The organism is Pseudomonas sp. W2Aug9 (assembly GCF_023127755.1).
In the GTDB taxonomy this organism is placed as follows: Bacteria; Pseudomonadota; Gammaproteobacteria; order Pseudomonadales; family Pseudomonadaceae; genus Aquipseudomonas; species Aquipseudomonas synxantha_A.
Genome location: NZ_SPKL01000010.1, coordinates 363667 through 383009, shown reverse-complemented (window position 1 = coordinate 383009; position 19343 = coordinate 363667). Strand labels below are relative to the sequence as shown.

At 60.3% G+C, this 19343-nt stretch carries 14 protein-coding genes; 3 read left to right on the top strand and 11 right to left on the bottom strand.

The genetic code is table 11. From position 1 onward, the window contains the following. Positions 1-72: 72 nt before the first annotated feature. From E3O56_RS08540 to E3O56_RS08515, 6 genes are all read right to left on the bottom strand, one after another. Positions 73-1470 (bottom strand): sigma-54 dependent transcriptional regulator, encoded by a 1398-nt coding sequence (locus E3O56_RS08540; RefSeq protein WP_005785239.1) that lies wholly within the window; start codon positions 1468-1470, stop codon positions 73-75. Next, positions 1460-3238 carry a HAMP domain-containing sensor histidine kinase gene (locus tag E3O56_RS08535; RefSeq protein WP_248128097.1) on the bottom strand — a complete coding sequence of 593 codons (1779 nt, stop codon included), beginning with the start codon at positions 3236-3238 and terminating at the stop codon, positions 1460-1462. The genes E3O56_RS08540 and E3O56_RS08535 overlap by 11 nt, the downstream gene beginning before the upstream one ends. Further along, entirely contained in the window at positions 3238-4362 is a 1125-nt protein-coding gene (locus E3O56_RS08530) for a GNAT family N-acetyltransferase (protein WP_032877545.1), read from the bottom strand. Before E3O56_RS08530 ends, E3O56_RS08535 begins: the two co-directional genes overlap by 1 nt. 77 nt (positions 4363-4439) lie before the next feature. Beyond that, positions 4440-5333 carry an alpha/beta fold hydrolase gene (locus E3O56_RS08525; RefSeq protein ID WP_005785233.1) on the bottom strand — a complete coding sequence of 298 codons (894 nt, stop codon included), beginning with the start codon at positions 5331-5333 and terminating at the stop codon, positions 4440-4442. Then, entirely contained in the window at positions 5330-6724 is a 1395-nt protein-coding gene (locus E3O56_RS08520) for an aminotransferase class III-fold pyridoxal phosphate-dependent enzyme (protein WP_005785231.1), read from the bottom strand. The genes E3O56_RS08525 and E3O56_RS08520 overlap by 4 nt, the downstream gene beginning before the upstream one ends. Beyond that, positions 6717-7421 (bottom strand): MtnX-like HAD-IB family phosphatase, encoded by a 705-nt coding sequence (locus E3O56_RS08515; RefSeq protein ID WP_248128096.1) that lies wholly within the window; start codon positions 7419-7421, stop codon positions 6717-6719. Before E3O56_RS08515 ends, E3O56_RS08520 begins: the two co-directional genes overlap by 8 nt. 226 nt (positions 7422-7647) lie before the next feature. Between E3O56_RS08515 and E3O56_RS08510 the strand changes: the two genes are divergently transcribed. Further along, the gene (locus E3O56_RS08510; RefSeq protein ID WP_248128095.1) at positions 7648-8418 is read left to right on the top strand and encodes a MipA/OmpV family protein; all 771 of its coding nucleotides are present in this window, start codon (positions 7648-7650) and stop codon (positions 8416-8418) included. A 108-nt stretch (positions 8419-8526) separates the two neighbouring features. Here E3O56_RS08510 and E3O56_RS08505 read toward each other — a convergent pair whose 3' ends face one another. The 5 genes from E3O56_RS08505 to E3O56_RS08485 form a co-directional block, all read right to left on the bottom strand. Further along, positions 8527-8931 (bottom strand): EamA family transporter, encoded by a 405-nt coding sequence (locus E3O56_RS08505; RefSeq protein WP_078820405.1) that lies wholly within the window; start codon positions 8929-8931, stop codon positions 8527-8529. Then, positions 8928-9308 carry an EamA family transporter gene (locus E3O56_RS08500; protein ID WP_032877549.1) on the bottom strand — a complete coding sequence of 127 codons (381 nt, stop codon included), beginning with the start codon at positions 9306-9308 and terminating at the stop codon, positions 8928-8930. Before E3O56_RS08500 ends, E3O56_RS08505 begins: the two co-directional genes overlap by 4 nt. Next, positions 9305-10225: an arginase gene (locus E3O56_RS08495; protein ID WP_032877551.1), complete on the bottom strand. Its 921-nt coding sequence runs from the start codon at positions 10223-10225 to the stop codon at positions 9305-9307. Before E3O56_RS08495 ends, E3O56_RS08500 begins: the two co-directional genes overlap by 4 nt. Positions 10226-10384: 159 nt before the next feature. Beyond that, positions 10385-11038 (bottom strand): DsbA family oxidoreductase, encoded by a 654-nt coding sequence (locus tag E3O56_RS08490; protein ID WP_032877552.1) that lies wholly within the window; start codon positions 11036-11038, stop codon positions 10385-10387. Positions 11039-11093: 55 nt separating this feature from the next. Then, positions 11094-12113 (bottom strand): alpha/beta hydrolase, encoded by a 1020-nt coding sequence (locus tag E3O56_RS08485; protein ID WP_032877553.1) that lies wholly within the window; start codon positions 12111-12113, stop codon positions 11094-11096. A gap of 281 nt (positions 12114-12394) precedes the next feature. Between E3O56_RS08485 and E3O56_RS08480 the strand changes: the two genes are divergently transcribed. Continuing rightward, positions 12395-17821: a DUF6543 domain-containing protein gene (locus E3O56_RS08480; protein WP_248128094.1), complete on the top strand. Its 5427-nt coding sequence runs from the start codon at positions 12395-12397 to the stop codon at positions 17819-17821. Between the two features lie 212 nt (positions 17822-18033). Continuing rightward, positions 18034-18951, top strand: a complete 918-nt coding sequence (gene metR / locus E3O56_RS08475) for a transcriptional regulator MetR (RefSeq protein WP_005785216.1) — start codon at positions 18034-18036, stop codon at positions 18949-18951. Positions 18952-19343 lie beyond the last annotated feature (392 nt).

The window sequence follows — 19343 nt, the reverse complement described above, 5'->3', positions numbered from 1 at the left end:
AGGGAAATATGTACTGACTGACACACCGTTATCGGGAGCAAGCCCCCTCCCACATTTTTTAGCTACGCAGCATCAGCGGACTATTTTGTCGACCTGAATGCCCAGTTTCTTCAGTCGATACCAGAAACTGCGTTCGGAAATGCCGATCCGCTGCGCCGCCGCGGCCTGCACCCCGTTGCTCTCCTGCAACGCCGCCAGAATGTAGGCTTTCTCCACCTCGGCCAGCGCCGCATCCAGATCCTGCGGCACGCCCGGGCCGTCGCTGAGGATCGCCGTCACATCGCCCTCGCTCGGTTTTGAAGCAAACAGATAACCCGGCAAATCAATATCCTCGATCACCGGCGACGCTGCCACGATGGTCGCGCGCTCCACGCAGTTTTGCAGCTCGCGGATATTGCCCGGCCAGTGATACGCCGCCATCGCCTGCAATGCCTCGGGGCTGAAGCCGGTAATGCGCTTACCGGCGGTGGCGCTCAAGGTCTGGGCGAAATGCCGGGCCAGGGGCGCGATATCTTCCACGCGCTCACGCAGGGCCGGCAATGGAATCGGGAAGACGTTGAGGCGGTAGTAGAGGTCTTCGCGAAACTCTTTGTTCGCCACTGCGTCCAGCAGGTTCTTGTTGGTGGCGGCAATGACCCGCACATCCACCTTGCGCTCGCGTGGATCGCCCACCGGCTCGATGACCCGCTCTTGCAAGGCGCGCAAAATCTTGGCCTGCAACGCCAGGGGCATGTCCCCCACTTCATCGAGGAACAGCGTGCCCTTGTCGGCCTGCATGAAGCGCCCTACCCGGTCGGCCACGGCGCCGGTGAAGGCGCCTTTGCGATGGCCGAACATCTCGCTTTCCAGCAAACCTTCGGGAATCGCCGCGCAGTTGACGGCCACAAAGGGTTTGTCGGCGCGGCTGCCATGCTTGTGGATGGCGCGGGCGACCATTTCCTTGCCGGTGCCGCTTTCGCCGGTCAGCAGGATGGTTGCGCTGCTGTCACGCACCGAGTCCACGGCTTGCAGCACCTTGCGAAACGCCGGGCTGTCGCCCACCAGGCTGTCGAACTGCGCATGTTCATCCAGCTCGGCGCGCATCCGCGCGTTATCGCGCATGATGTCGCGAAATTGCAGGGCCTTGGCCACGGTGATGTCCAGCTCGTCGATATCGAACGGCTTGGCGATGTAGTCATAGGCACCGTTGCGCATCGACTGCACGGCATTTTTTACCGTGCTGTAGGCGGTCATCACAATCACCGGCACCTGTGGATAGCGCACCTTGATCTCGGCCAGCAATGCCGGCCCGTCCATGCCCGGCATACGCCAGTCGCTGATCACCAGGTCGATGTCCTCCTCGCCCAGCACCTTGAGCGCATGCAGGCCGTTGCCCGCGCTGAACACCTGGATACCGTTCTGGCTCAGGGCCTGGGTCAGCAAATCACAGAGCTTGGGCTCGTCGTCCACCACCAATACGTTATGCGTCATGCCCGTCCTCATCCTCGCCGTCGTCTTCACCGTTAGCCGGAATGTACAGGCTGAAGGTGGCGCCGGCATCTTTCTCACTGGCGCATTCGATGCTGCCGTCGTGACTTTCCATGATCGAATAGACTTTGGCCAGGCCCAGTCCGGTGCCCGATGCCTTGGTGGTGACAAACGGCGTGAAGATACGCTCGACCATATCCGCCGGGATACCCTGGCCCGTATCGGCGATGCTGATCACCGTGTTGTCGCCCACGTTGCGGATGCCCAGGGTCAGGCGCCCGCCTTCGGGCATCGCGTCGATGGCGTTGAGTATCAGATTGAGGCAAGCCTGCTTGAGCTGCTTGGCATCGGCATAGATCGTGGCGTCGGGCGCCTGATCGTCAATCTGTGCATCAATATTGTGAGTGCTCAGCTCCGGGCCGCAGAAACCGAGGATTTCTTCCACCAGGGCACGTGCCGGCTGCAGCACGCGTATCGGTGGATTGGGCTTGGCGAAATCGAGGAACTCGGTAATCAGCTCGTTGATGCGGCTGACCTCGCTGATGACGTACTCCAGGTGACGCTTATCGGTTTCCGCGAGGTCGGCCCGCCGATGCAACAATTGGGTGGCGGTCTTGATGATGCCCAGCGGGTTGCGGATTTCATGGGCCAGGCCCATGGCGACTTCACCCAGGGCATGCAGCCGATCACGCCGGCGTAGTCGGGCTTCCAGGTGGTGCAGTTCGCCGAGGCGCTCGGTCATGTGGTTGAAGGTGCTGCTCAACTGCGCCAGTTCATCACCGCCACTGACCACCACGCGATGCGCGTAACTACCGGAGATCACCGCGTTCACACCTTGGGACAAGTCGCGCAGCGGTTTGGTCAGGCGCTGCGACACCAGCACCCCGGCCGCCAGTGACAGCGCCGAGCTGAGCAGGAAGATCAGCACGAACAGGTTGCTCTGGTTCACCAGCCCTACCAGGCTGGTGTGACGCAACAGGCCGCTGAATATAACGCCTTGCAGTTCGCCGGCATCATTGAAGATCGGCCAGTACAAACCGCTGTACTGGTTAGTGAATTGCTCGCTGGGCTGCTTGGTGCTGCGCAGCGCGGCCTCGACGTTCTTCGGGATGCGCGAAGGGTGATTCTCGAAACGCTGGGTGGAAAATATCTCTGAAAAACCCGCCGGGTTGGCCAGGTACAAACGCAGGTCCAGGGAGTGCACATCGGCCACGCTGGTGAGGAAACTGCTGTCCAGGTAGGTCGCCACCAACAACAGGTAATCAACGCCATCGCGGCTGGTCTCGAAGGTTGACACCACCAGCCCCGTGCTCACCCCCGCGACTTGCACGGTCTGCAGCACGGCATTGCTGGTCAGGTTGATCTGCCTGACGATGTCATCGGCGGCTGTGCTGAACACCACTTTGTGGTCGCTGGTGCGAATCAGCGCGACCACGTCGATATCGGTGGCATCGGCAATGTCGGCGGTCAGCCGGTCATGCTTGGCCGCCTGTTTGGACGACGGTGGGCTGGTATAGCGCAAGAACAGCTTGGCCATGCGCGCGTTGTCATGAAGGATGTCACCGATCTCATCCTTGACGATCTTGGTCGATTCTTGCAGCCAGATACGCACGTTGCTGTCGAAAATCTGCGACAGCGTGGTGGCGGCCAGCTCAGCGGCAATCATGGTCGGAATAACGCTGACCAGCCAGAACGCCAGCACCAGCTTGCGCTGGACGCTCCAACGCGAAATGGCAAAGGGGCGGGCTTTCTGGCGGGTCTTGGTGATCATCAGGTTTCGCTTATCGCAGCAGCCATGGCAGGGTCGGAACGATCCGGTCGAATAAACAGTTTTACAAGCTTGAGCAGGCCGTTGACCAGCCGGTTGCGGTGGCGGAAGAACAGGCTGTTGCCCTCGAACTCGCACCCCAGCCGCAGTTTACTGGCATACCCGGCCTGGCCGCACTCGTACACCGGGATATTGTGCTCAATACAATAGTCGACATTGGTCAGCCAACTGCGAAAGTACAGGTTGTACTCACGGCTGAATTCGATGTCGTGGCCAAAGAACTTATCCACCAGCCGCTGCTCATCCAGCAGGATCAGGTTGAACGCCACCAGGCGTTCGTCCACCCAGTAAAGAACACAGACCGCCCGTTCGTGAAGGTGTTCAAGCACGCCGGTGAAGTAAGCGGCAGGCAGGCGCTCGAACTGTAGATCTGCGCGCGCAAGCGTGGCCTCGTACAGGCGCATGATCTGGGGCAGCACATCATCGACGTTGTGCCGCCACTCGATGCGCGGCCCGGGTGCCCGTAGCTTGCGACGCAGGTCCTTGCGCGTGGATTTGCCCAGCGAGCCCAGGTACGCATCCACCGACCCATAGGGCAACGGCAACACCCCGGTCGGCAAGCTCGGCATGGTCTGAAAGCCGGCCGCACGACAACTGTCGGCCCAATGCGGGTCGTTGGTCGGCGCGTCCTTGACCGCCACCAGCCCAATACCGAAATGGTCGGCATCCCGACGCGCAGCCGCCAGTAACTGGCGCAACAACAACGCGCGGCGGGCCTCGGGCACATGGCTGGCGACCCCCGCATCACAACGCTCAGCCACCGGCGAACCAATGGCGTACAGCGCCAATTGCAAAGCCTGCGGCCACAGGCGAGCCAGGCGTTCGGTCACGCGCTTGCCCGCCCCCGACACCGTGGTGTCGAGGCGATAATGGGTAATGAACGCAGCAGCCACAGCCACTAACGTTTCATCTTCGTAGACCGCCAGGTAACGCCACTGAAAATCATCGATAGCGGCGTTTTCTACAGCCAGGTAATAGTCCCAATCCTCCAGGGCACCGGGAAAACAGTCATTCCAGGCGTCACGCTGGATCGCCCGGATGGTCGGGAAGGCTTGGGTGGTTATCACAGATTGCCCTTATTTCTATGGCGAACGCCGATCAAATGTGAGAGCTGGCTTGCCGGCGATGCAGGCCCCTCGGTGCGTCAGGCAGACCGCAGTGATGCCATCGCCGGCAAGCCAGCTCCCACCTTGACCGGCGTTGACCTGAAGGCTGTGTGCTGCTCGACAAACTCGGCACTCAGCTCGATTACCCGTCGGTATTGCAGGTCGACCGTGATCATGTGGTAGCAGTTATCCAGCAAAATCTTGGTCACCGGGCCGCCGAGGTGGCGTTCCACGTAGTCGGCGTTCCAGCGGCTGGTGATGTCGTCTTCGATCGAATGCAGCACCAGCGCCGGCACCTTGATGTCGGGCATGCGCTTTTTGACCACCGCGTTCATGCGGTGCAATTCGCGCACGGTAATGCCTTCCATGGTCAGTAAACCGGCCTCGCTGCTTTCGCCTTCCTTCATCTGTCGCTCGACGATGGCCCGCAGGCGCTCATTCTTGATGCCGTAGGGCGGCTTTTCTTCGAAGCTGCAAACGTGCACGCCGAATGGAATCTTCATCAGCAACGGCGTGAGGAACGCCAGCTTGTTGATGCTCCAGCCGTCGTACTTCAGGGTGGTGGAGTACATCAGCAGCCCGGCGACCTGGCCTGGGTGTTCGGCGGCCACATACATGGACATCACCGCGCCCATGGACAAGCCGCCGACAAACACCTGCCCGTGGCGTTGCTTGACCTGCAGGAAGGTCTTGCGTACGCCTTCGTACCAGTCACGCCAGCCGGTAGCCTGCAAGTCGCTGTTATCGCCGCAGTGCCCGGCCAACGTGGGCACATACACCGTGCAATTGCCTGTCTTGGCCAGGCCCTTGGCGACCTGGCGCAACTCGGTCGGTGTGCCGGTCAGGCCGTGGATCAACAGGATCCCGACCGGACCTTCACCGAGAACGAAGCCGGCGGTACCTTCACCGAGGTCGATCCCTTGCGCATTCACCGATTGGTCGCTCGCACCAGCAGTTGCTCAAGCAGCTTGAGACCCAATTCGATTTCCGGGTAGCTGATTTCCAGGGACGGTGCCAGGGTGATCACGTTCTTGTAGTAACCGCCCACGTCGAGGATCAGACCCAGCTTCTGGCCGTCCACCACCATGTCGCCTTTCATGCCTTCCTCGACCATGTAATCCAGGGTCGCCTTGTCTGGGGTGAAGCCGTCCGGGCCGCAGATTTCGCAGCGCAGCGCCAGGCCAAGGCCGTCGACATCGCCGATGATCGGGAAGCGTTTTTGCAGGTCCTGCAAGCCTTCCAGGAAGAACTTGCCCTTGGCCATGACCATCGCGCCGTAATCGACTTCGTTGGTCATCTTGAACATTTCCAGGCCGACGGCGGTGCCCAACGGGTTGGAGGCGAAGGTGGAGTGAGTCGAACCTGGCGGAAACACCTTCGGGTTGATCAACTCTTCACGGGCCCAGATACCGCCCAATGGGTTGAGGCCATTGGTCAGGGCCTTGCCGAACACAATCACGTCCGGCTGCACATCGAAGTGCTCGATCGACCAGAGCTTGCCGGTGCGGTAGAAGCCCATCTGGATTTCGTCGGACACCATCAGGATGCCGTGCTGGTCCAGGACGTGCTTGAGCTCGCGGTAGAAGTTCATCGGTGGGATCACGTAGCCGCCGGTGCCCTGGATCGGCTCGACATAGAAAGCTGCGTATTCGCACTGGTTGGTTTTGGGGTCCCAGACGCCGTTGTATTCGGTCTCGAACAAACGGGCGAACTGCTGCACGCAATGGCTGCCATATTCTTCCTTGGTCATGCCCTTCGGGCCACGGAAGTGGTAAGGGAATGGGATGAAGTTGGCGCGTTCACCAAAGTGGCCGTAGCGACGACGATAGCGGAAGCTGGAGGTGATCGACGAGGCGCCGAGGGTGCGGCCGTGGTAGCCGCCTTCAAAGGCGAACATCAGGCTTTTGCCGTTGCTGGCGTTGCGTACCACCTTCAACGAGTCTTCGATGGACTGCGAACCGCCGACGTTGAAGTGCACGCGGCCGTCGAGACCGAACTTCTTCTTGGCATCGACCGCGATCATTTCCGAGAGCTCGATCTTGCCTTTGTGCAGGTACTGGCTGGCAATTTGCGGCAGGGTGTCGATCTGTTGTTTCAGCGCATTGTTCAGACGCGGGTTGGCGTAGCCGAAGTTGACCGCCGAGTACCACATTTGCAGGTCGAGGTAAGCCTGGTCTTCGGTGTCCCACACGTAGGAGCCTTCGCAACGGCTGAAAATACGCGGAGGCTCGATGTAGTGAACGGTGTCGCCGTAGGAGCAATACTTGGCTTCTTTATCCAGAAGGATCTGGTCTTCGGCGGTAGCGATACGGATATCAGACATGATGGAAGAGTTCCTGAGTGTCAGAAGAGGTGTTGAAGGTGGTGGCGTTGGCGGCGATGCCTTGGGGCAGCTTGGCCAGCAGTGCGGTCACTTGCGCAAAGGTGTCGAAGCGCGCGTGAGGAATGTGGTTGGCGACGCAGTACTCGGCGAGGCTGCCCTTGGCGAACACGAAGTCGGCGGTGGAAGCCACGCACATGTCGGACTTGCCGTCACCGATCACCAGTACACGCTTGTTGCGCGGGGTGGATTTGCACTTGCAGTTGCCGGAAGCGGCGCGGCAAGCATCGCTGGCGTAGGGGAAGTCGATACGCCAGCTGTTCTGGTCGATCTGGCGCAGGCGGTTGGCGAGGATCGGCAACAAGGTCACGTAATTGCGCGACAGGATGCGCGCGATGCCCTGCTCGATGCCGTCGCTGACCACCTCGATAGAGGCGCCCAGGTCCATGACGTGATCAACGAAATCCGGGAAGTCCGGGTCGATCTCGACGCTGTCGAAATACGCCAGCAGTTCGCTTGGGGTGGCCTTGATCAGCGCCAGTTGGCGGCTCAGGCATTCGCGTGAACCGATATGCCCGTCCAGCCATTGCTGTTCAATGGTTTCCCACTCGGGGCCGGCGAAGCGTTGGAGGACGTTGTCGATGACATCCGCGGGGGTAATGGTCCCATCGAAGTCACACACGATATGCCAGTGGATCATCTACCTGTACCTGAGAGAGCGCGCTGTATGCGCTTGCAACAGGGATAGAGCAGGGAGTGTGCCAACTAGTCAAAACCCAGTGGGGCTGGGGGTTTGCCGGCAGAGTCGCAGTGATAGGCGTGCTGCAAGCTACAATTTTTGTAGCTTGCTACAAACAACATGAGTGCTTGCGCAGGCGCGAGGGTTTGCGCGTTCATGCGCGCCTGTCACCTCAGGAACGTACACCATGACCAACATCACTTCTGCCGTATTCGCAGGTTTGCTCGGCCTATGGGGCTGCTCCAGTGCCGCCTGGGCAGACGGCATCAGCGGCGACGTGGGCGCGGGCCTGAGCTATCAGCCCCATGACCCCACCGGCAGCCGCTACGAAACCCGGCCCGTGCCCTACCTGGACCTGGATTGGGGCGACGTCAGCCTGAGCACCGACGACGGCTTGACCTGGAGCGCGCTGAACACCCACGGCATCACCGCCGGCCCCTATATCAATTACCTGGCAGGGCGTACCTCCAACGGTGAGTTGCAGGGCTTGCGCAATGTGTCGGACATGGCTGAGGTCGGCGGTTTCATCCAGTACGCCCCGGCCAACTTCTGGCGGGTCTACGCGCAACTGGGCCAGGCCGTGGGCGGCGGGCACTCCCAGAGCGGCACCCTGGGTAAGATCGGCGGCGAACTGGGCTACCCGTTGGGCGGCGGGATTATCGGCAGCAGTGGGCTGGTGGCGCATTTTGCCGATGCACGCCAGGCCAATACCTTCTTTGGCGTAGACAACAACGAAGCCGCCGCCACCGGCTTTCGGCCCTACAACGCCAGCGGCGGCTTCCAGAACGTGATGTTGAGCCAAAGCTTCGCCTTTCCCCTGGCGCCCCACTGGTCGCTGCTGACCAGCGCAAGCTGGGTGCATCTGGTTGGCTCGGCGGCCCGAAGCAGCATCGTCAAGCAGGCCGGCGAGGTGAATCAGGGGCAGGTGCAGACGGCGATCAGCTACACCTTCGATTAGAACCCGATGCAGTTCTGCCTTAAGTAAGCACATCCAAAATGTGGGAGGGGCAAGTCGCATCGTCGCACCGCCCCTCCCACATTTTGCCTGTGATTCGCAGCACAGTTTTCAGTGCTCTTCGCCCTCAGCCAAAAGCGCGATACCACCGATAATCACCCCCACCCCCACCCAATGCAACAGGCTGATGTGCTCACCCAACCCCAACCACGACCCCAGCAGCACCGCCACAAACACCAGTGAACTCAGGGGAAACGCCAGCGACAAACTGCTGCGCCGCAAGATCAGCATCCACACAAAAAACGCCCCCAGGTAACTGGCAATCGCCGCCAGGATCCCCGGGTTACGCGCCACGTCGGCCAGCCACTGCCAAGTGAAATCCATCTGCCCCAATTGATCACCGGCCACCTTGGTAAACAATTGCCCGGCGCTTTCGGTGGCAATCAGCAGCGCCCACAGCACCAGGGTGCCCAGGCGCCCATGTAACCAACCGCTATCGACTGTCTGCGTCGTCATGCCTGGCTCCCCGCAATCGCGACCAACATCACACCCAAGGTAATCACCAGCGTGCCCAACCAACGCCTTGGGCTGACCCTTTCCTTGAGCACCACCCTGCCCGCCAGAACCACCAGGCAATAGGCCAAAGCCGCCAACGGAAACAGCAGACTCAATGGCGCACGGGACAGGGCTTCGAGCCAGACGAAAAACTCGATGACATAGGCGCCCACACCGGCCCAGAGCAACGGTGCATTGAACACCTGGCCCCAGAATGCGCGCAGGCTGAACCCGCCATCGAGTTGCGGTAAGCGGTCCACGCCCAGTTTGAAACACAGCTGGCCAATCACATCGAGAACAATGGAAAACGCCAGCAGCAACACCACGGTCAGGGTCACGGGAACAGCTCCTCAAACAGGTTGATCAAGGCCTCATTGGTCGCGGCATTGCGCTGCAAATCTTGCACGCTCCAGCGCTGCGGCGGCGGCTGGTCGGACTTGGCTTCCCAGCGCTTGAACGCGTTGCTGAACTCCGGCGTGGCGAACTCACCGCACACGTCGATGCCAATGATGCGTTTGTGCGCCGCCAACGCCCGCAGGGCCTGGAGCAGATGGGTCAGGCGCATACCGCCCTGATCCCAATTGGTGGCGGCGTCTTCGCTGGCCAGCACATCCTTGTCGATGGTGATCCAGATCGCTTCGGTGGGCAGGCTGGCGATCATCTGGTCGAGGAATTTCGCCCAATCGAGCTCTGCCAGGTTGCGCCAGTGCAGGTGGTTTTCCTGCTGCTGGTGACCCGCTCCATCACCGACCCGACCCCAGACCTTCGACGGCGGGTGCTGCCAGGGAAACAGCTGCAATTGCCCGCGTTTGAGCGCGCCAAGGTTGCCGCCACGCAGTTGTGGGTTATGCAGGTCATCGCTGCACGGGCCGAGGGTGACGATGCGCTTGATCGCCGGCATCTTCAGTGCGCGGTTGACCCAAGAACCACAGTGGCGCTTGGGCGCAAAGCGTACCCAGTCGGGGTGGTTGTCGAAGTGGATCAGGCTGACGGGCTCTTTCAAATCAGCCAAAAAGGCCGGCGTAAGGTGGTGATAGTCACCGGAGCCGACAAACAGGATTTCCGGGCGCGCATCCCTGGGCCGAGGCCGTTGGGCCAGGCGTTCGGTGAATCGTTTCCAGGTTTTTTCTGTGGACCACAGGCGCAGTTTCGGCCCCAGATCGAGCAGGTCCAGACGCGTGGCCCGGCCGTTGGCCAACCGTCGGGCAATGGGTGCCTGGCCGGTAAGGCTGTGGTCGAGGTCAAGTATGTTCAAGGTAGTGTTTCACCCCTAATGGCAGCGCCCAACCGCAGGCCGGCCGGGCTTTAGGGGGGTAATGCAAGGGATGGGCCAGCGTTTGGATGAGCGCCGTTTTTGAAAACAATGAGTATCAAGTGTGGGAGCTGGCAAGCCAGCTCCCACATTAGAGCGGCGTCAGGATCGCGCTTCGGCAATGATCTGGCGAATCGCGCCCACAAAGGCTTCAGCCGGCTGGCCGCCGCTGACAGCGTACTGGTCGTTGAACACTATGGTCGGCACCGAGGTCACTCCGCGGGTGATCCACAGTTTTTCCTGCTCGCGCACTTCGGCGGCATATTCATCAGAGGCGAGAATTTCGGCGGCGCGCTTCAAGTCCAGGCCGACGCTTTCGGCAATGATCGCCAGGGTCGCGTGGTCGGACGGGTCCTGGCCATCGCTGAAGTACGCCTTGAAGAGTGCTTCCTTGAGGTTGTACTGCAAGCCTTCCAACCCGGCCCAATGCAACAGGCGATGCGCATCGAAGGTGTTGTAGATGCGGCTCTGGCCGTCGGTGCGAAAAGCGAAGCCCAACGCTGCGCCCATGTCGCGGATGCGCGCACGGTTGGCCTGGGATTCTTCGGCGGTGGAGCCGTATTTTTCAGTGATGTGCTCGACGATGTTCTGACCTTCGGCGGGCATGTTCGGGTTCAGCTCGAACGGCTGGAAATGAATCTCGGCCTGCACCTCGGCACCAAGCTGGTCGAGGGCTTCGGTCAGGCCGCGCAGGCCGATGATGCACCAGGGGCAGGACACGTCGCTGACGAAATCGATTTTCAGGGGAGTACTCATGGTAGGCAACCTCGCTGGCTTGAATGCGCCGCAAAGGTTGCACGATACACCAACTTCACAACACCTTCGAAGGCTCACCCAAGTCGATCTGCGCCCAGTGCGCGGTATCTTCACGATGAGACTGCAGGTAGGGCAACACCGCCGCCAGCAACGGCGCCTTGAACGCTTCCTGGAAACGGTGGGCCAGGCCGGGTATCAGTTTCAACTGGCTACCCTGGATATGCGCGGCCAGGTGCACGCCGTGCATCACCGGCAACAACGGATCGGCCGTGCCGTGCACCACCAGGGTCGGCACGCGCAGTTGGTTGAGCAACGGCACGCGGCTGGGCTCGGCGAGGATCGCCATGATCTGGCGCTTGACGCCCTCGGGGTTGAACGCACGGTCGTAGGACAGCGCCGCCTGATGCAGCAACGCTTGACGATCATCCTTCACATTCGGGCTGCCCAGCGCCGCAAGCAAATCGGCTTGCTGCTCCAGGGCCACCTCACGATTGGGCGCGCTGCGCCGTGACAATAATTGCACCAGCGCCGCGTTCGGGGCGGGCAGGCCCTCGGCGCCGGAGCTGGTCATGATCAACGTGAGGCTTTCCACCCGCTGCGGCGCCATTGCCGCCAGGTGCTGGGCGATCATGCCGCCCATGCTTGCGCCAAGGACATGGAATTGCTGCACCTGCAACGCATCCATCAAGCCCAGCGCGTCGTCGGCCATGTCGGTCAATGTATACGGCGCAGCCACCGGCAAACCGAGCTTGTAGCGCAGCACCTCGAAGGTCAGGTTGGCACTGGCCGGCGCTTGCCGCCAGGTGGACAGGCCGACGTCACGGTTGTCGTAACGGATCACCCGAAACCCTTGCTCGCACAGGGCGACCACCACTTCATCCGGCCAATGGATCAACTGCCCACCCAGGCCCATCACCAGCAGCAAGGCAGGGTCCGACGCCCGCCCGATACTTTGGTAGGCGATGCTCACCTGTTCCAGGTCGACGGTTTGGGTCGGGACATTGACATCACATCGAGAAGCCGCAAAGGACGGCAGGCCGAATAGCAGAGCGGCCAGTAAAAGCAACACACGCATGAAAAACACCGAAACGCAGAACCCCAGTAGAGCGCGAGTCTGATGAAGTTTGTTCAAGCGCGCTGCCACAGTTGCGTGACAATTTGATGAATGACGCCGAGCGGTCATCGGCCTCTAACTATGTAGGCCACAACCTTCCTCTTGCTCAACGTTAATGAGGCTCTCTTTTTTCGTGAGCACCGTCCCCTTTGGGTCGCCAGCGAATAAAGCTTGTTCACTTCAGCACAGTCCGCAACGTAGCGGCCTGTGCGCTCCAACGCCCTACTTCAAGGATTGAAACCATGACCCACACTACAGGCCCCACCGATTTCGGCGTCTGGTCTCCACTGCCGCTACCGAGCATTGACGAAGACCTGTTGGTCGACGCCACCCAACGCTGGCAAGACTGCCGCCGCGATATGCTCACGCTGATGGCCGGCATTCCGACGGTTCGCAGTTCGATCAACCGCCTGCTCCAAACCGATCTGCAACTGGACGGCGAGCGCGTGATGCTGCAATTCCCCGCTACCGAACAACGCAGCCGCAGCCTGATCAGCCTGACCGATGCCTGCCTCTACCTGCAACAACACCCAAACCTGGACACGACGCAAATACCGGAATGCAACCTGCTTTACCTGCCGGCGCAACCGCCCCTGGCGCAACACACCGTTGCCCAACTGCTCGATGAGCTTAAAACCCTGGATCTGGAGCAAGCGATCGAGGACAACTGGTTGCGCTATTGGCGCACGGAGCGGGCCCCCAATACGCCTCTGACCTGCCTCAACCGGGCGATCGAACTCTACCGGATCCACTTCGAAGCCAGTGGTGAACACTTGCTGGCCGAAAAAAAGATCCATCCCGAAGTGCTCACACCGTTGTTCTCGCTGATCAACCCGGTAGCGCCCACGGCCGACGCGCCAAAATTCTGCGCCGAGCAGCTGTTGCTCAAGCGCACCGGGGCCAATGCCATCGCGCTGCCCGGCGCCTGGGTCCTGACCCTGGATACAGAACAACCGGTCAGCCAACTGGTGTACCTGCCGACACAGGCGCCTGCCTGGCATACCTTTAGCCGGCGCCTGGACCTGGAACGTTGGTTGCTCGACCGGCAAACCACATTGTTCGCAGCCAGCGACATCGATCCCCTGGCCAGTATCGAGTACAAGATCAACAACAACCCGCTGGAAGCCGGCCTCAACCTTTGGCTCAAGCAGTTGGCCAACCAGCAATACCAGGACGCGATCAAGCCGTTGGCCCACGTCAAGATCCACAATGCCTACCAGGCCAGCCAGCATATTGACCAACGCGATGTTCAGCGCCGGGCCCAGGCACTCTTTGCGCAAGCGCCCGACCAACCGGGGACGACCGTCGATGCACAAGTCGACAGCAACCTGCCACAGTTCGGCCTGCTGCATAACGGCATGCACGCCAGCCAACGCAAGGTCCTGATAAGACAGCACCGCCGCGCCCTGGAAAAACTGTTCGGCAGCAACACCCCGACGAGCCCAGCCTGGCAATCGTTCAAACAGCAACTGGACAACCTGAAAGTGCAGCAACGCGCCGCTGAAGACGCGGCACGCGCCATGCTGAACCGTAGACACTTGGATTTCGCCGCACTCAACACCCACTACTCCGCGCTCTACCAGGCGCGCCTGCAGGGGCTGCGGATCGAGGCGAACATTCAGCGGGCTCTGGACCAGATCACCGAAGCCGAACTGCTACAGATCACCAGTGCCCTGGATACGCCTGAGCCTGACGTCATGACGTTGGTGTTGTCGGTCAAGCGGCCCGGCGATCTCCAGCCGACACACACCGAACTCAACGGGCCGCTGGTCTTGCTTCCCCCCCAGGACCCGCAAACCCCAACCACCGGCAGCGGCACGCATTTCGTCTACTGGCCCGGTAACGACGGCGGCTTGCAACGCTTCGCCTCCCGACAGGCGCTGGAAGAAGCTTTGTTCGCCATCCATCCCCAAGATGAGGTACTGGCCCTGCAGTTCAAGCCATTGGCCCAAGATCCCTTCGAGTACAGCCTGAGCAGTCAACAAACCGCCTTCGAAGAAAAAGCCGCGAGACTGCGCCAAACCTGGTCCGCCCCGGAAGACGCCGCAACGCTAGCCGGTGAGTTGGAAAGACTGCGTGCACAAACGCTGCCGAGCTTGCTGATCCCGGATAACGCGGCACGCGAGGCCGCGTACCTGCAACTCATCGAGCAGTACAATGCCCAGGTGCTGGCCAACGACATGCAACCGTGGATGCGCCTACAGTCCACAGAAAAACACGAAACCCTAAAGAAACTGCTGAGCGCCTATATCCCCGCGCTGACCCGTTCACAGGCCTTGTTTGGACGCTCGCTGCCAGCACGTGACGTGTTTGTCAGCCAACAGCTGGATGCACGCTTGCGCAAGGATTTCGGCATTAAAAAAGGTTTTACCCTGGAGCTGGAGCTGCCCGACTCGGTGGCGCAAAAGCGCGATATCGTTGCCGGTGCCGCGCCGGGCTCGCCAATCAAAATGATCGATGTCCCCAGCGCTAAACGCAGCAAGATGCCCCTGGATACCCTGGCCTTACTCAACATCGGCTCTGATATAAGTCTGCGCCTGGGGTTCGTGAGCGTCGAAGTGACGGCCGATGATCCCCTCGAAGGCAACACCCTGAAGGCGGGTGTCACCAGCCACTATCTGGCGGCCATGGTCAAGGACCTCAATCTGGCGCAACGCTATGAAACGCGGATTATCAGGGCCTTCGATGGTTCACCGGAGGAGTCTACATTCCAAAAACAGTACCGCCGCGAATGCCTGGTCGAGCCCCTGCGTCTGATGCTCAAGGCCCAAGGCCTGCTGGCGGTCATGCAAAACCATATCAACAACGACGAACTGAGTACCCTCAATACAGCGATCGATGCCGATACCCAGAGCGCCTGGGATGTCGATGGCAAGCGCATCCGCCTGTTGCCGGCCCACCTGAGCATAGGCGGCAAGGACACAAACCAGGAAAGCCCGATCACACTATCGGGTATCACATTCATTGAGGAACAGAACAGCGGGAGCATCGTGCTCTACCTACCCGACGCCCCCGACCAACGCTACCTGCGCGGTTATGCCAGCCTTGAAAAGGCGCGCCTTGCTCTGTTTGAACTGTGCCGGCTCGACAGCATGTTGGAGTATGTCGCGGGCCGTGCAATCAAGGGGGACGTACGGGCACACATCAGCCGCATCGGCCAGGCCATCGACAAAGACCAAAACGCGATGATCCAGTCAGGCTTTGCTTGGCCGGCCACCACTTCGCTGGCTGTCCATCAGTTGAATGCCCATAGGGGCCGCCTGCTCGAAGCCCATCGTAATGACTCGCGCTCCAACGATGATCTGGCCAATGAGAGGTACCATCTTCAAAGCGCCAAGGTGTTCAACGGCATCAAAATTGCCCTGAGTATTGTCCCGGTGGTTGGCACCGCCGTATCCCTGGTAGACGCTCGCATCAGCCTACATCAGGCGGTTGCTGCGTTCCGGCGCGGTGATATCGACGATGGCATCGACCTGCTGGCCTCGGTGTTCGAAAGCCTGTTGTATGCGGCCATGGATGCCCTGGCCATGGCCGCAGTGCCCAGCGCACGCGCCAGCACCGCCCGCCAACTGACCGCAGCACGCCAAGGCAAACAGGCGCCAAGCCCAAGCTTCTGGCGATCCTTGAAACGCCGCCAGGGCACCACCACTCGCCAGCGCTTCGCTGGCTTCGAACACCCAGCCCCCCTTGCAAGCGGCAGCCTGCAACCGGTGTTGACCGGGCCCTATCGCCACACCTTGCGCCATAACGTGTCCGGCGATTACTTCATCTTCAGTGAAGGGCGTTATTACAGAGTCAGGTACGACGCCGGCACCGGAGAAATGCGCCTGATTGCCAGAAACAGGTACGACAGTGTGGTCGTCGAGCTGGACCCTGCCCTGCAATGGGACACTTACGGAGCGCTGCATGGTGGTCGCAACACCGTTTATGGCGGTGGCAGCCGGCGCAGAGGGCGTGGGGAAGCCCAGCCGGGCAGCGTTCCACCGGCGGTCAATCGGCAACTCCCGGCACCCGCGCTGGAGGTCAATACGCAGCGCGCTACGCTCGGTAACGATGTGACAACCCAATACAACAACCTTAAGACCCAAGTCGATGCCAGCACCGCAAAGTTAAGAAAATACGCAAGCGACTATCCAACCCCCTCAACCACGTCCACTCAAAGAACAACAGACAGCAAAGCCCTGGATGTCGACCTGGCCAGGGACATCGAAAGCGCCAAGAAGATGTATACGTCGCTCGAACTGGCCCAGCAACAGCAAGTCCGCCTACCCGACTTCAACTATGCAGCAGAACTGAGTAAAACAGCCCACATTGTGTCGGACCGACTCAATCACCTGATTCACCATGCCAGCAACCGTTCCGTGGCGTCACTTGACCGATCCATCGCGATCACCCAGCAACTGGATAACCTGTCTCCAGCCTCCCCCATCACTCAAACACTGCTCAATGAAGTGAGGCAATGCCGCCTGAACATACTTGATGATCTTAACGTGATAGAGCGCTCGATGAAGGACATGGGCACCTGGAGCAAACGCATTACCGCCAGAGCGGCGCGCACAGAGGTCGCGGCCAACCTGGCTCATTGGAAGCAGAAATTTACCGACCTGCGCATTACCAGTATGCGCAGCGGCCAACTGTTGCACCCCATCACCCGCCGACAGCAAACCGTGGGCATTGACTGGATCTACCAGGAAACTGCGGTGAATCAGGCCAGGCACAACGTCAGCCGCGCTCTAACCGCGCACATGACCCTACCCGAAGCCAATATCAGCCGGGTCGAACGCAATCGAATATTGCAGAACTGCATCAAGGTCTATGAAGAATTCTCACGTGATCTGAGTGCCTGGAACGAGAGGTCACCAGATCATTTCGATCCGAACTTTTTCCAACTCATGCAAAAAGACCTTGACCGCTTGATTCGAAAAGCCGAACGGGCCATCAAGAAACCCGCCTCCGAGCCCAATCCAAACGCTACTCGGAAGGCCTTTGAAACCGAGGACGGGCAACTATTGATAGGCACCGAAAAACCCGCCGGGCAACAATCACCGCGACAATTCATCATCAGCGACGCCGACGGCAATCCCACTGAGGTATGGGATAGGGTTGGCGACAGCAACACCTACCGTTTGAACCCGACCCAGAGCCAACCTGCCGCCGCCCCGCCTGCGCTGCCCACCGACCGCCGCGCCACGCTTGCGGATGCCCGTACCCGCCTGGACGCAGTGGATGCTTTTGAAAAGCAGGTGCGAGGGTACAAAACCATGGAGCCGATCAACCTCGAACACAGGCTGGTCACCGAAGCCAAACAACTCAGGATTCGCGCCAACAACGTGCAAAGCCTGGACGCGGGCAACCCGATTGTCGATCAATTACGCACTCGTGCAACTGCGCTTGAACAGGCAGGCGAAGCCTTACGGATCCAACGCAGCCTGGAAAGCCCAACGCCGACTGAAGGCTACCTGGACTATCTGGCCGGTAAAGGCCGAGTGGTGATTCGAAAAATCGGCGCGCGTAAAAAGCTCAGGGACAAACGCCCTGACGGCAAAGACGACTACCTGCAGGAATCGACTCGAACCGGCAGGCTAAGGCTGACCAACCGATCTGGTACGCGCACTTTCACTATGACGCGCTGCAGTCCTCGTTCGACAGTTTCCCCAAGGCGCATTTAAAGCGCTTTGAACAACGCTACCTGGGAATGAAATGGCAAGCCGCAGCAGAGGGACTGGCATTTGCAGACACTAAAATCTGGCGTGGGTCTATCGAAAAGCCCTTCGCCAGAATGCACTTCCAGGCGCTGAAGTAAGCCCAATAGGTGGGCGGCCAACATGAAGAGCTTTCAATGAATTATCATTGTGCGCAAATACTATTCATGGAGGCGACAGTGCTGGAAATCCGTCATCTAAAAACACTGCATGCCCTGCGTGAAGCCGACAGCCTGGTAGAGGCAGCCGAGCGCCTGCACCTGACACAGTCCGCCTTGTCCCACCAGTTCAAGGAACTGGAAGAGCGCCTGGGCATGCCGCTGTTCGCGCGCAAGACCAAGCCTGTGCGCTTCACCAGCGCAGGACTGCGTCTGCTGCAACTGGCGGACGCCACCCTGCCCTTGCTGCGTGGCGCCGAACGCGACATCGCACGGCTGGCAGGCGGCACCGCCGGGCGCCTGCACATGGCCATCGAATGCCACAGCTGCTTCCAGTGGCTGATGCCGACTATCGACCAGTTCCGCGATGCGTGGCCGGAGGTCGAGCTCGACCTGGCCTCCGGCTTTGCCTTCGCCCCCCTGCCGGCCCTGGCCCGTGGCGACCTGGACCTGGTGGTGACTTCCGACCCGCTGGAGCTGCCGGGTATCACCTATGTGCCGCTGTTCACCTACGAAGCCATGTTGGCCGTGGCCAACCAGCACCCGCTGGCGAACAAGTCATACATCGTGCCGGAAGATCTACTGACGGAAACCCTGATCACCTACCCGGTGGAAAGAGACCGCCTGGACATCTTCACCCGCTTCCTGGAACCGGCCGACGTGGAACCCGCCCTGGTACGCACCTCGGAGCTGACGGTGATGATGATGCAACTGGTGGCCAGCGGCCGAGGCGTCTGCGGTATGCCCCATTGGGCGCTGCATGAGTACAGCTCACGCGGGTATGTGAAGGCCAAGCGCCTGGGCGAGAAAGGTCTGTTCGCCACGCTGTACGCGGGCATTCGGGCGGACATGCTGGATGCGCCGTACATGCGCGACTTCTTGCTGACGGCCAAGGACACGTCGTTTTCCACCCTGGATGGGGTCAGCGCAGTGCGTTAAGCGACTTCGCAGCCGCCAACGGTAACCACGATGCGAAGCGAGCCGCTCTTGATCCTGATCTGCTTTTGATCTGCTTTTGATCTTGATCTTAAGCGCCCCGTCAAACCACGCTGGCCGTAATCCGACATGGATTTGGGGGGTAAACCGGCAGGGATGCCGGTTTAGCCGCCCCGCGCCATGGATGGCGCGTGGCGGCGGCCCCCCAAATCCATGGCGGATTACGGGCACACCGAGCCTAAGCGAGGTGCCGAGTGGTGGGGCAAGAGCCCTTTTGGTTACTTTTGGCTGGGCCGGCATTCCGGGCTCTTTTCCAAAAGTGACCCGCTGTAAAAGCGGAACCAATAGCAGCCGTTACCCAAATAACGGATATGTACTCAGTCTGATCCAGCATC

What these genes read in the sequence shown, in the direction of transcription:
- E3O56_RS08515 (WP_248128096.1), bottom strand. Translation starts at nt 7,421, where the DNA reads ATGATCCACTGGCATATCGTGTGTGACTTCGATGGGACCATTACCCCC.
- E3O56_RS08540 (WP_005785239.1), bottom strand. Translation starts at nt 1,470, where the DNA reads ATGACGCATAACGTATTGGTGGTGGACGACGAGCCCAAGCTCTGTGAT.
- E3O56_RS08485 (WP_032877553.1), bottom strand. Translation starts at nt 12,113, where the DNA reads ATGCGTGTGTTGCTTTTACTGGCCGCTCTGCTATTCGGCCTGCCGTCC.
- E3O56_RS08490 (WP_032877552.1), bottom strand. Translation starts at nt 11,038, where the DNA reads ATGAGTACTCCCCTGAAAATCGATTTCGTCAGCGACGTGTCCTGCCCC.
- E3O56_RS08535 (WP_248128097.1), bottom strand. Translation starts at nt 3,238, where the DNA reads ATGATCACCAAGACCCGCCAGAAAGCCCGCCCCTTTGCCATTTCGCGT.
- E3O56_RS08480 (WP_248128094.1), top strand. Translation starts at nt 12,395, where the DNA reads ATGACCCACACTACAGGCCCCACCGATTTCGGCGTCTGGTCTCCACTG.
- E3O56_RS08520 (WP_005785231.1), bottom strand. Translation starts at nt 6,724, where the DNA reads ATGTCTGATATCCGTATCGCTACCGCCGAAGACCAGATCCTTCTGGAT.
- E3O56_RS08510 (WP_248128095.1), top strand. Translation starts at nt 7,648, where the DNA reads ATGACCAACATCACTTCTGCCGTATTCGCAGGTTTGCTCGGCCTATGG.
- E3O56_RS08505 (WP_078820405.1), bottom strand. Translation starts at nt 8,931, where the DNA reads ATGACGACGCAGACAGTCGATAGCGGTTGGTTACATGGGCGCCTGGGC.